Here is a 12227-nt window from a genome sequence, read left to right on the forward strand (position 1 = left end):
GCGCATGGCGCTCGGGGGCAGGGCGTGGCGGGGCTTCTTCCCCGTGGGCGGGGAGCTCACGTCGGGCCGGCCGGACCGCAAGGAGGGGCTGTACTTCGGCACGGAGCTGCCGCCGGACGATCCCCGTGTGCGCGCCGGCACTCCGCTGCATGGACCGAACCTGTTCCCCCTGAAGCCGGAGGGGCTGGGCGGCGCGGTGCTGGCGTACATGGCGGCGCTGACGTCGCTGGGCCACGCGTTGATGTCCGGCATCGCGCTCAGCCTGGACCTGGAGGCGGACTTCTTCGCCACCCGGTACATGGCGGATCCGACGGTGCTGTTCCGCATCTTCAACTACCCGCCGGGCCCGGAGGTGGACGCGCAGGGCTTGCCGGTGTGGGGCGTGGGCGAGCACACCGACTACGGCGTGCTCACCATCCTCAAGCAGGACGACGCGGGCGGGCTCCAGGTGAAGACCCGCCAGGATGGGCAGACGCGCTGGGTGGACGCTCCTCCGGTGGAGGATGCGTTCGTGTGCAACATCGGCGACATGCTCGACCGGATGACGCGCGGCGTGTACCGCTCCACGCCGCACCGGGTGCTCAACCGCGCGGGCCGCGACCGGCTGTCGCTGCCGTTCTTCTTCGATCCGGACTGGACGGCGGAGGTGCGCGCCATCGACTCGCCCGCCCTGAAGGACGCGGGCTCGGACGACCATGCGGAGCGGTGGGACGGCCAGAGCGTGCACCGCTTCCAGGGCACCTATGCGGACTACCTGCTCGGCAAGGTGGGGAAGGTGTTCCCCGACCTGCGCGCGGAAGTGCTGTAGCGCCTCAGGCCCAGAGCGACTGCTCCAGCGAGTCGAGCAGCGCCGCCGCGACTTCGGGCGATGGCAGCCCCGCGTCTGCGATGAGCTCGGGGGCGAGCGGCACGGCCACCTCCGCGCGCAGCACCGCGATGGCCTGCCGCCGGGCCTCGTGGAGGGCGGCCCGCGCCCCGGTGGACAGGCCGGGCGTGGCCCACGCGTCGATGTCCCAGGACAGACCCGCGTGCCGGGTCTCGTCGTCGGCGATGCGCGCCATGGCCTCGCGGATCTCCGGGTCGCGCGCGTGCAATGCCTGATGGTGCGCCACCAGCGCGCCATAGGTTTCGCGCACGCAGCCCTCCACGGTGTTGTCGAGCAGCACTTCGCTCAACGGCCGCAGCGGCAGGGCGGTGACGCCGGGCGGTACTGGCGTGGCGCCGAAGCGGTGGGCCAGTTGCAGGGTGACTTCGGTGTGGCGGACCTCGTCCTCCGCGCTGGCGAGCGCCGCGTTCTGCAGCTCACTGCTTGCGCCATGCCGTGCCAGTTCCTCGCGCAGGCGCAGGAAGGCGTGGATGGCGGCGGCCTCCAGGTGGGCGGCGTTCGCGAACCAGGCGCCCCTGGCGTCTTCGCAGTCCCCGGCCTGGCCGCGCTGGAGTCCCACGGGCCTGCGGCCGACGACACAGTCGGGCGTGCCCTCCTTGAGGGGGAATTTGCCTTCCTCCGTCACGACACCGGACGGCGTGACCTTCAGGTCGTGCCGGGTCTCGTACACGTTCGTTTCACAGTCGTAGTCCTGGATGCTGACGACGCTGAAGGTCCCGTCGGGAAGGGCCCGCACCTTCCCGCGCTCATAGGCCGGATGGCCGCACAGGGCGTAGCCCGAGGCGTAGGCCAGGAGCGCGGCCTCCTGCGGAGTGTCAATGCGGCCCAGCAATGCCCTGACGGCGTCCGCGGTCGTGTACGCCGTCACCTCGTCGCCGCGGGTCGTGACGAAGAAGCCCTCGACGCACTCCATGCTGTAGCCACAGAGGCGAGGGAAGCCGCGAGTCACCTCCAGCGCTTCGATGCGCTCCAGGCACGCCTGGGGATCCGACGCCGTCGCGCAAGGCTCGCCCTCCGACGTCACGAGCTGGACGTCATGGGGGAGGGTCCGGTGGTTGACGACGCGGAGCTGGAGCGCATCCGGAGCCGGCTCGATGGCCAGCCCGGTGAGGGCAGGGAGATAATTCTCGCACGCGACGTCCGAGTGCTGGCTCAGGTCGATGGGCTCCGGCTTCGTGGGCACTGGCTTCGTGGGCTCTGGCTTCGTGGGCTCTGGCTTCGGCGGAGGCTCCACGGTGGGTTCCCCGTGGCATCCCGTGAGCAGCAGGGGCGTGGCCAGGGAGACCCGCAGGGCACGGGAGAAGAGAAACCGCAGCCGATCCACGTTCATGGTCCCCTCAAGGGCAAGACGCGGGCACCGGGCCCGCTCCCCTTGGACACGCGACCCCGGCGGATTGGGACATGGCCCGGCTCAGGCCCACAGTTCCTGCTCCAGCGAGTCCAACAGCGTCAGGGCCACTGCCGGTGAAGGCAGCCCGGCCTCCGTGGAGAGGCGCGCGTCCAGCGGCACGGCCATCTCCGCGCGCAGCACGGCCAGCGCCTGACGCCGGGCCTCCCGAAGGGCGGAGCGTTCCTCCTCGGACAGCCTGGGCGCGGCCCACGCGTCGATGTCCCAGGACAGGCCCGCGTGGCGCGTCTCGTCCTCCGCGATGCGCGCCATGGCCTCGCGGATCTCCGCATCCTCCGCGTGCAGCGCCTGATGGTGGGCCAGCAGCGCGCTGTAGGTCTCCCGCACGCACCCCTCCACGGCGTTGTCGAGCAGCACCTCGCGCAAGGACCTCAACGGCACGCTGGCCACGGAGGGCAGGGGAGGCTCGGCCCCGAAGCGACGCGCGAGCCGGGTGGTGACCTCCGCGTGCCGGACCTCGTCCTCAGCGCTGGCGAGCGCCGCGTCCTGCAACGCCTGACCCGCACCGTGCAGGGCCAGCTCCTCGCGCAGGCGCAGGAAGGCGTGGATGGACGCAGCCTCCAGGCGGGCGGCATTGGCGAACCAGGCGCCCCGGGCGTCCCCGTGGCCCTCGGCCCGTGCCTCCTGGAGTCCCACGGGCCTTCTGCCGGGATAGCAGCCGCTATCACCGTACTTGACGATGATGGGTTCGTACTCGACGACCTCCCCCGAGGACGAGACGCGCACCGGCTTCCGGGCCGACCATGTCCCTGGACCACAGTCGTGGCCATGCTGGACCAGGATGGTGAAGCCCTCGTCGGGGTTGACGCCGACCGCTGGAGGGAACTCGGTGGGAGAGCAGACGTTGTTGCCCGCCGCGAATGCCAGCAGGGCGGCCTCCTCCGCCCGGTCGATGGTGCCCAGCGCCTGCCTGAGGGAGTCCATCGTGTTGTAGACCCTCACCTCGTCGCCCCGGGTCGTCACGAGGTAATAGGCAATGCACTCGGACTTGGGAAACCCACGGCAATCCGCTGCAAAGCCTTTCATGCCTCCGTCCTGTGCCTGGAGCACCTCCCAACAGGCCTCCTTGTCGACGGCGGTCTCGCACACGTTTCCCGTGGAGAAGACAGGCTTGAATCCCGTGCTCCGAGACGTGTTGGAAGAGGTGCGCAAGCGTCCATTGAGTGGCCGGCGTTGCGCCATGTTGACGACGAACTCCCAGGTGTACGAGTACCTCCTCAATTCAACGAAGTCTGGCGCGGGCACGATCCAGGCCCGGTCGACGCTGGGGACCGGGTCGGGGAAGGAGTAGCCCTCTCTCAACGGAGCGTCCACGCACCCTCGGATCCGGCGGTAGTTCGTCGCCAGGAGGCCCGTGGGCACGTCCGGCTTCACGTGCCGTTCGCCGTGGCATCCGGCAATCACAAGCGGCGTGGCCAGCGATGCCTTCAATGCCCTGGCGAACAGCCGCCGCAATCGCTCCGCATTCAATGACGACCCCCGTGTCGGCAGCCCGGCCCCTGCGCTGTCCCCAAACCCTATCAAACCGGTCCGGGACCGTGCCCATGAAAAGCAGACGGGCGATGCACGCCGGGAAGCGCGCATCGCCCATAGGTGCTTCACATGAGGCGCCGAGGCCTTACGCGCCCGCGTACTTGCGGCGGAACTCGTGGATCTCCGCCAGCCGGAACGTGCCCGGCTCCGGGGCAATCGCCTCCGGCGCGTCGTAGGGCAGGTTCATCAGCCGCTCGTACTCCTCCACCGACACGCGCTCGCGCTTCGCCAGCACCGTGTCCAGGTCCGCGCGGGCCATGCGCTCCGCCGCCTTCTCACCCACGACCCCGGAGTAGAACTCCGCGCAGGAGCCGCTGCCGTAGGACAAGAGGCCAATGCGCTGCCCCGCCAGCGCCGCGCCCTCCGCGTGCAGCTGGCCCGCGAGCGCCAGGTACAGCGACGCCGTGTAGACGTTGCCCACGCGCGCGTTCAGCCCCAGCGACTTCGCCACCTGCGCGTCGTAGCTGGCCTGAGACTTCGCCGCCTCGTCGCGCGCCTCGGGCGTGGCCGGCCCGCTGCCCGAGTCCTCCAGGTCGCACAGCCGCACCTGCGCGTGCGCCTTGCGCGCCATCTTGCAGAAGGGTACGTGGTAGAGGATGCGAGAGAGTTGCTCGCTGGGCAGCTTCGAGTCCCACCGCACCAGCCCCTGCTCCATGGCGCGCTCGCGCCAGCCCCGGTACGCGCCCGCCATGGCGTCCAGGTAGCAGGTGATGGAGTAGTGCCCGTCCACCAGCGCCTCGCGCCGGCCCACCGGGCGCCAGAAGTCGTACACGTCCGCGGTGCTCACGCCGTTGAGCCCCACGTCCACCGCCAAGAGGTCCGGCGTCTCCGACACCAGCAGCGCCACCGCGCCGCCGCCCTGCGTGGGCTCGCCCGCCGTCTTCAGGCCGTAGCGCGCGATATCCGTGCACACCACCAGCGCGGAGCGGCCCGCCCCCGCGCCGGACGCAATCCACTCCACCGCCGCCATCAGGCCCGCCGTGCCGCCGTAGCACGCGTGCTGCGAGTCGAACGTGCGCATGCCGCGAGGCAGCTTCAGCAAGCCGTGCACGTGTGACGCGATGGGCTTGGAGTGGTCCACGCCCGTCTCCGTGCCCACCACCAGCATGCCCAGCTTGGACGTGTCCACGCCCTGCTGCTGGATGAGGCGCGCGGCCGCCGTGGCCGCCAGCGACACGGAGTCCTCGCCCGGGTCGTTGACCGCCATCTCCTTCGCGCCCAGGCCCGCGGTGAACTTCGCCGGGTCCACGCCGCGCGCCCGCGCCAGGTCCTCGATGTCCACGTACCGCCGGGGGACCGCCACCGCCAGCGCTTCGATTCCAACCCGCTTCTTCATGGGGAGCTCCTCAAAGTCAAAAGGTCACGAATCCAGACGGCCTCACGCCGCCGGGGGCACCAGCACCAGCCGGCCCGCCACTTCCCGGTTCTCCAGGCGGAAGTGCGCGCGGCCCGCATCCGCCAGCGGCACCTCTTCCGACACGAAGGGGCGGATGAGGCCCTTGGCCGTCAGCCGCAGCGACTCGTCCAGCTCCTCGCGCGTCGTCGCGTACGCGCCCAGGATCTCCAGCTCCTTCACGATGACCAGCCCCGGGTTGAGGTTCACCACCCCCGACTCCAGGTTGCCCACCACCACCACGCGCCCACCGGGCGCCATGGCCTTGAGCGTCTGATCGAAGGTGGCGCTGCCCACGATCTCCACCGCCACGTCCACACCCTGGCCCTGCGTGCGCTTGCGCGCCTCTGAACCGAAGTCCAGGCCGCGCGAGACAATCACCTCGTCCGCGCCGGCCTCCTTGAGGGCCGCGACCTTCGCCTCGCCGGACGTGATGGCGATGACGCGCGCCCCGTCCACCTTCGCCAGCTGCACGGCGGCCAGACCCACGCCGCCGCTGGCGCCCGTAATGAGCACCGTCTCACCGGCCTTCACCTTCGCCCGCGTGCGCAGCGTGTGCACGGCGGTGCCCAGCGTGCAGCACACCGTGGCGGCCACCGCCCAGGGCAGGTCGGACGGCACGCGGCCCAGGCCTCGCACCGGGGCCACCATGAACTGCGCGTAGCCGCCCTGGAGCTCCTCGCCGAAGAAGCGGTTGTCCGTCTTGCACAGGCTGTTGCGGCCGGAGAGGCACAGCGCGCACTCGCCGCAGGACATGCGCTGCAGCGTCGCCGCGCGGTCGCCCACCTTCCAGCCCACCGTGTCCGGGCCCACCTCCACCACCTCGCCCGCGGCCTCGTGCCCCAGGATGGCGGGCACGTGCGTGCGGGGCAGGTTGCCGCGGCGGTTGATGACATCGTGGTAGCAGACGCCGCACGCGTGGACCTTCAGCAGCACCTCGCCCTTGCCCGGCCGGGGCAACGGCACGGTCTCCAGACGCAGGTTCTCTGCACTCCCGAACTGGCGAAGAACGACGGCTTCCATGCGGTGCCTCTCTTCCGTGCTGCTGCTTGAAGGATGGGGAGATGTGTTTCAGCCGCCGACGAGCGCGTCGCGCAGGTTGCGGGGGTCCAGCGCGCGGATGGCCGACACCGTGCGCGCGTCCGGGAGGGAGGTGACGGGCAGGGCGTCCGGCACCGCGAACTCGAAGCCGGTCCGCTCGGAGATGCCGTCCACCGTGGCCCAGGGGTGACGCGCCAAGAGCCGCGCCCCTCGGGGCCCGCCCAGCTCATACGTGCCCAGGTCGGAGATGAGCCGCACCGGACGGCTGGGGTCGCGCGTCGTGGCCACCTGGACCTGGGGGACGAGGTTGCGCCGGGACTGCCGGGGCACCAGCAGCACCGGGTTCTTCACCCACTGGCGCAGCGTGGCCGCGCCCGCGACGCCGGGGAACTTGGTGCGCGGCTTGTCCAGGCTGCCGGACGCCGTCATGTTGGTGCGGCCCGCCGGATCCACCTCCGCCGCGCCAAAGAAGACGGTGTCCACCCGGCCCCGCCGGGCGTGGTCGAACAGGTCCGCGATGCTCACCTCCGCGGACCGGCCGTCCAGGTACCGCAGGTCTTCCGACGAGGGGAACAGCTCCGGCAGCGCCGGATCCAACGAACCGACACACGCCAGGTACGTCAGCCCCGGCGCATGCGTGGCCCGGGCCACCGCGATGGCCAGGATGACCAGCGGCGACGCCACGCCCGTGGCCACCACCGAGCCGTCTTCAATCTCCCGCGCCAGCAGCGACACCACCGTCTCCGCGGGCGTCGCGTCCACCGTCGTCGTCGTCATGCCGCGCTCCGCGTCGCGCGCAGCGACATGAGGAAGCCCTTCGCGTCGCCCGCATCCGCCGCGGCCAGGTAGGCCGCGAGCATCGCGTCGTCATGCGGGTACTGGCCCAGGCAGCCCGTGGGCAGCGCGCCGCCGGGGGCGAGCACCACGCGCTCCACCTGGAAGGCGGGGATGGTGACGCGCGACAGCCTGGGCACGCGCTCCTCCACCGTGGCGATGAGCCGCTTCGCCGCGCCCGCGACGAGCAGGTCCGTGGTGGGGTCTTCGATCAGCAGGTTGCCCTTGTCGTCCGCCGCCCGGGCGTGGATGAGCGCCACGTCCGGGTAGTACGCGGGCTCCACCGGCACGCGGCGGCCCGTGAACGGGTCCTCCACCGTGCGCGGCGCGTCCACCTCCGCCAGCTCCGACACGTCCGCGTCCGGCGCGGGGATGAACGGCAGCCCCATGGACGCCGCGCGCAGCCGCTGCACCACGCGGTAGCCGTCGTGCTCGCGCCACTCAATGTCGCCCGCCTCGATGGCCCGCTTGAGGCAGGGCAGGGGCCGCACGCGGTTCTCCAGCACCAGCGCGCCGAAGGGCAGCTCCACGCGCTTGAGACACCCGCCCGCCACCAGGAACTCCGCCGGCAGCGGGTTGGGCAGGGAGATGAGCTGCAGGCCTCGCTTCTGCTGCGCCACCAGCTCCAGCACCAGCGCCATGGGCGCGCGGCCCAGCATGAACCCGCCGGCCGCGAGCGACGCGCCGTCCGGGATGGAGGCCACCGCCTCCGACAGGGAACTCCAACGGGCGCGGTTCACTGGGGCTCTCCTCCAGGACCGGAGCTGGACCCGGAAGCGGCGCGCGGCACCATGCGCAGCGCGGGCGCGTCTTCCGCCGAAGGGGCCGGGGCGCCCGCGGCCGACGCGGCGGAGGGAAAGAGCAGCTCCACCATGCCGTCGGCGATCTGCTCCTCGGTGAGACGCCCGTCCGGCTTGAACCACTTGTAGACCCAGAGGATCATCCCCAGGAACGAGAAGGCCGCGACGGTGGGGTCCACCACGCCGCGCAGGCGGCCCAGGCGGTTGGCCTCCGCGAACGAGTCCTCCAGGAACTTCACGTACCGCTTCTTGCGCCGGTCGATGTACTCGCGCGCTTCACCGGTGAGCGTGGCGTGCTCGTGGAGGATGATGATGACCTCCTTGCTGCGGCCGCTCGTCACCAGGTGGATGTTCTGCCGCATGCACTGGCGCAGCCGCTCCACCGGATCCGCCACGTCCTGCACGGGCGCGAGGACCTGCTCCTCGAACACGTCCATCCCGTAGTTCATGATGGCGAAGAGCAGCTGCTCCTTGTTCTGGATGTGGTGGTAGAGCCCCGCCTTGGTCATCCGGCACGCGGCGGCGATCTCCTGCATCGACGTGCCCTCGTAGCCGCGCTCGCAGATGAGCCGCGCCGCCGTCTCCAGGATGGCCCTGTACCGCTCGCCCTCGTCCGGTTTGCGCCCCGTGGGTGTCATGCGTGCCTTCCCTCGCCGGCCTGCCTGCTCCTGCCGGGCTGAAACCACCTACCGACCGGTAGGTCACTTCACCTACCGACCGGTAGGTAGCACTCGGCGACGCGGTCCGTCAACGGGCAAGTACCGGAGGGCAGGTGGGACAAAAGCTTTTGGAAACAAGGACTTGGGACCACCCAGCGGGTTAGGTTGCGGGTCGTCCATGCGGTCCACGCTCCTGCCCATCCTCCTCTTGTGCGCCGCGCTGGCGAGCGTGGGGGTGGGGGTCTGGACGCTCGTGAAGCGCAGCCGGACGACCCTGGTGGAGCAGTTCGCGGGGGACCGGCAGAAGCAGCTGGACGAGGCGGTGGGCGGCGTCACGGACTCGCTGGAGGAGGTGGGCAAGAACCTGCGCTTCGCCGGCGAGCTGATGTCCCAGCCGGGGAGCCTGGCGGAGCACCGGCGGGAGCTGCGCGCGCTCCTGGAGGCGGTGGGCCAGTACAAGGCCATCGCGGCGTACGACGGCGACGGCGCGGAGCAACTCTTGCTGTTGGACCGCAAGCCGGACCCGCAGGTGTCGCGTGAGGGGCTGGTGGCGGAGATGGCCGGCACGGCGCGCCGCGCGCTCCTGCGTCCGCCGGGGGACCTCACCACGTCGCCCGTCCTGGACGCGGCCAACGGCGGCTGGCTGCGCATCCTGGCCACGGCGCTGCCCGCGACGGACGGCAAGCCCGAGGGCGCGGTGGCGGTGCTGGTGGACACGGAGACGTTCTTCGCGCCGCTGCGCATCGTCACCTCGGACCTGGAGGCGCGGATGCTGCTCGTGGGCACGCACGGCCAGCCCACGCCCGCGAGCGATCCGGTCCTGGCGGAGTGGTTCGGCCGCGCGAGCCAGAAGGACTCGGGGGTGCCGGGCTTCGCGTTCCTGGTGTCCCGGCTGAAGGCCGGTGCGCGCGGCATGCTGCCCCTGTCCGAACAGGAGGCGGAGCGGTTGGGGCTGGGGCGCTCGGAGGTGGTGGCTGTCTACACGCCCATCCGCATGCGCGGCGGCAGCCACTGGGCGGTGGCGACGCTGGTGTCCACCGCGGCGCTGCGTTCGCACGAGCAGTCGCTGGTGGTGCGGCTCTTGGGCGCGGGCGCGCTGGTGGCGTTCTTCCTGGTGGCCTTCGCGGTGTACGTGGTGCTGGCGCGGCGGCGCGCGGTGGCGCTGACGGAGAGCCGCCGGCACGCGGCCCAGCTCGCCGCGCTCCATGACCGGACGCGGAAGATATTGGACCACCTGCCCACGGGCGTCCTCGCGCTGACGGAGGACGGGCGGATCAGCGCCGTCAACCAGGCCCTGCGCTCGCGCGTGCCCGGCAACGTGACGGGTGCGCCGCTGGCGTCCGCGTTCCCCGGGGCACCGGCGCCGGTGATGGAGCGGCTGTCCGCGCTGGTGGCGTCCGCGCGGCAGGAGGACCGGCCGCTGAGCCTCCTGGGCGAACCGCTGGCGCTCTTTGGTGAAGAGGGCACGTACAACCTGCACGCGGTGCCGCTGACCGCGGAGGACCCGAAGGAGGAGACGCGCGCGCTGCTGGTGGTGGAGGACCTGAGCGACGTGCGCGCGCTGGAGACGCAGCTGCTGCGCGCGGAGAAGCTGGCCACGGTGGGCGTGCTGGCGGCGGGCATCGCGCATGAAATCGGCACGCCGCTGGGCGTGGTGCGCGGCCGGGCGGAGTACGTGCAGAGCAAGCTGGGGCCCTCGCACCCTCAAGGGCCGGGGCTGGGCGTCATCGTCGAGCAGATCGACCGGGTGAGCCGCACGCTGCGCCAGCTGCTGGACTTCTCCCGCCTGCAACCGGCGATGGTGCGGCCAGTGGTGCTGGGGCCGCTCGTCCGGAGCGTGCATGAGCTGTTGCAGGTGGAGGCGGAGCGGCGGCGGGTGAGCTTGAGCGTGGACGTGCCGGAGTCCGTGCCCGCGCTGGCGGCGGACGCGGATCAGCTCCAGCAGGTGCTGCTCAACCTCACGCTCAACGCGTGCGATGCGTGCAGCGAGGGCGGCAGGGTGGAGGTCACCGCCTCCGCGCTGGCGGGCCCGGAGGAGGGCACGTGGGGCCTGGTGGCGCTCACCGTGCGCGACGACGGGTGCGGGATTCCCAAGGAGCGCCTCAACCAGGTGTTTGATCCGTTCTTCACGACGAAGAAGCGCGGGCAGGGCACGGGGTTGGGGCTGACGATGGTGGCCCACGTCGTGCGCAACCACGGCGGACGGGTGGAGCTGGAGAGCACGCCGGGGCAGGGCACCCGCGTCACCGTGCTGTGGCCGGTGGCCCGCGCCGTCCCAGAGGAACGAAATGCCGAGCGACTTGCCGTCTGACGCGCGCATCCTCGTGGTGGACGACCACGTGGAGATGGGGCGCATGCTCCAGGAGCCGCTGGCCGACGCGGGCTGGACGGTGGACCTGGCCACGGGCGGGCAGGAGGCGCTGACGCTCATCCGCTCGCGCGTGTACGACGCGGTGCTGACCGACCTGCGCATGGAGAAGGTGGACGGGCTGGACGTGCTGGACGCCGCCCGCGCGGTGGACCCGGAGCTGCCCGTGCTCTTGATGACGGCCTTCGGCGGCGTGGAGAGCGCCGTGGAGGCGATGCGCCGGGGCGCGTACCACTACTTCACCAAGCCCTTCCGTTTGGACGAGGTGCGGCTGTACCTGGGCCGCGCGCTGGAGGACCGTCGGCTGCGCGCGGAGCACCGGGCGCTGAAGCAGGCGTCGCAGGAGAGAGCCGGCCTGGGCGCGCTGGTGGGCAGGAGCGCGCCCATGCGCGGGCTGTACGAGCTCATCGACCGGGTGGCGCACGCGGCGGCCCCGGTGCTGCTCCGGGGCGAGAGCGGCAGCGGCAAGGAGCTGGTGGCCCGCGCGCTCCACGTCGAGGGACCGCGCGCGTCCAACCCCTTCGTGGCCGTCAACTGCACCGCGCTGCCGGGGCCGCTCTTGGAGAGCGAGCTGTTCGGCCACGTGAAGGGCGCCTTCACCGGGGCCACGTCCGTGCGGCGCGGCCTGTTCGTGGAGGCGCACGGCGGCACGCTGTTCCTGGACGAGATTGGCGACATGCCCACGGAGCTCCAGGCGCGGCTGCTGCGCATCCTGGAGGACGGCGAGGTGCGCGCGGTGGGCTCGGATGCCAGCCGCACCGTGGATGTGCGCGTGGTGGCAGCCACGCACCAGGACCTGGAGGCGCGCGTGCGGGAGGGGCGCTTCCGCGCGGACCTCTTCTACCGGCTCAACGTCGTCACGCTGCGGGTGCCTTCGCTGAAGGAGCGCCGGGAGGACATCCCGCAGCTGGTGGAGCACTTCACCGCCCGCTCTCGCACACGCAATCCGCGCTCCCGCGTGGCGTCGCTGTCACCGGAGGTGGTGGCCGCGCTGGGCGCCATGCCCTGGCCGGGCAACGTGCGCGAGCTGGAGAACCTGGTGGAGCGGCTGGTGGTGCTCGTGCCCCAGGAGACGGTGACGCTGGAGGACCTGCGGCCCCACGCGCCGGTGCCGGAGCCGGCGGCGCCGCTCGCCCAGGCGCAAGAGGGCGTGTGGACCCTGCGCAAGCTGGAGGGGGAGTACATCCACTGGATGGTCCAGCACTGCGGGGGGAACAAGACCCGCGCCGCGGAGCTGCTGGGCATCGATGTGTCCACCATCCATCGCCGCGAGCGGGAGCGGTGAGCGGGCTTGCGCCTCGTGCA

At 71.7% G+C, this 12227-nt stretch carries 11 protein-coding genes; 4 read left to right on the forward strand and 7 right to left on the reverse strand.

The window, feature by feature from the left end; genetic code table 11:
* On the forward strand, positions 1-808 hold an 808-nt coding region (locus D7W82_RS16465), incomplete at its 5' end, for an isopenicillin N synthase family oxygenase (RefSeq protein WP_147439355.1).
* A 4-nt stretch (positions 809-812) separates the two neighbouring features.
* On the opposite strand, the gene D7W82_RS16470 is transcribed toward D7W82_RS16465, so the two are convergent.
* Both D7W82_RS16470 and D7W82_RS16475 read right to left on the reverse strand, forming a co-directional pair.
* Positions 813-2216: a ferritin-like domain-containing protein gene (locus D7W82_RS16470; protein ID WP_120619267.1), complete on the reverse strand. Its 1404-nt coding sequence runs from the start codon at positions 2214-2216 to the stop codon at positions 813-815.
* A gap of 81 nt (positions 2217-2297) precedes the next feature.
* Positions 2298-3320, reverse strand: coding sequence for a ferritin-like domain-containing protein (locus D7W82_RS16475; protein ID WP_233587656.1), 1023 nt, complete (start codon positions 3318-3320; stop codon positions 2298-2300).
* Positions 3321-3405: 85 nt separating this feature from the next.
* Between D7W82_RS16475 and D7W82_RS41555 the strand changes: the two genes are divergently transcribed.
* Positions 3406-3585 carry a hypothetical protein gene (locus D7W82_RS41555; protein ID WP_233587658.1) on the forward strand — a complete coding sequence of 60 codons (180 nt, stop codon included), beginning with the start codon at positions 3406-3408 and terminating at the stop codon, positions 3583-3585.
* 327 nt (positions 3586-3912) lie between these two features.
* Here the strand turns inward: D7W82_RS41555 and D7W82_RS16480 are convergent, their stop codons facing one another.
* The 5 genes from D7W82_RS16480 to D7W82_RS16500 are packed head-to-tail and all read right to left on the reverse strand — an operon-like array spanning position 3913 to position 8533.
* A complete protein-coding gene (locus D7W82_RS16480) occupies positions 3913-5163 on the reverse strand; it encodes a hydroxymethylglutaryl-CoA synthase family protein (protein ID WP_120619269.1) in 1251 nt (416 codons plus the stop codon).
* 42 nt (positions 5164-5205) lie between these two features.
* Entirely contained in the window at positions 5206-6243 is a 1038-nt protein-coding gene (locus D7W82_RS16485; protein ID WP_120619270.1) for a zinc-binding dehydrogenase, read from the reverse strand.
* Positions 6244-6291: 48 nt separating this feature from the next.
* Positions 6292-7038, reverse strand: coding sequence for a CoA-transferase subunit beta (locus D7W82_RS16490; protein ID WP_120562776.1), 747 nt, complete (start codon positions 7036-7038; stop codon positions 6292-6294).
* The gene (locus D7W82_RS16495; protein WP_120619271.1) at positions 7035-7835 is read right to left on the reverse strand and encodes a CoA transferase subunit A; all 801 of its coding nucleotides are present in this window, start codon (positions 7833-7835) and stop codon (positions 7035-7037) included. The genes D7W82_RS16490 and D7W82_RS16495 overlap by 4 nt, the downstream gene beginning before the upstream one ends.
* The gene (locus D7W82_RS16500; protein ID WP_120619272.1) at positions 7832-8533 is read right to left on the reverse strand and encodes a TetR/AcrR family transcriptional regulator; all 702 of its coding nucleotides are present in this window, start codon (positions 8531-8533) and stop codon (positions 7832-7834) included. Before D7W82_RS16500 ends, D7W82_RS16495 begins: the two co-directional genes overlap by 4 nt.
* A gap of 199 nt (positions 8534-8732) precedes the next feature.
* Between D7W82_RS16500 and D7W82_RS16505 the strand changes: the two genes are divergently transcribed.
* A complete protein-coding gene (locus tag D7W82_RS16505; RefSeq protein WP_120619273.1) occupies positions 8733-10865 on the forward strand; it encodes an ATP-binding protein in 2133 nt (710 codons plus the stop codon).
* Complete coding sequence (locus D7W82_RS16510; protein ID WP_370451012.1) at positions 10843-12207, forward strand: sigma-54-dependent transcriptional regulator; 1365 nt, start codon at positions 10843-10845, stop codon at positions 12205-12207. Before D7W82_RS16505 ends, D7W82_RS16510 begins: the two co-directional genes overlap by 23 nt.
* The last annotated feature ends 20 nt before the right edge of the window (positions 12208-12227 follow it).

This window comes from Corallococcus sp. CA049B, assembly GCF_003611685.1.
Classification (GTDB): Bacteria; Myxococcota; Myxococcia; order Myxococcales; family Myxococcaceae; genus Corallococcus; species Corallococcus coralloides.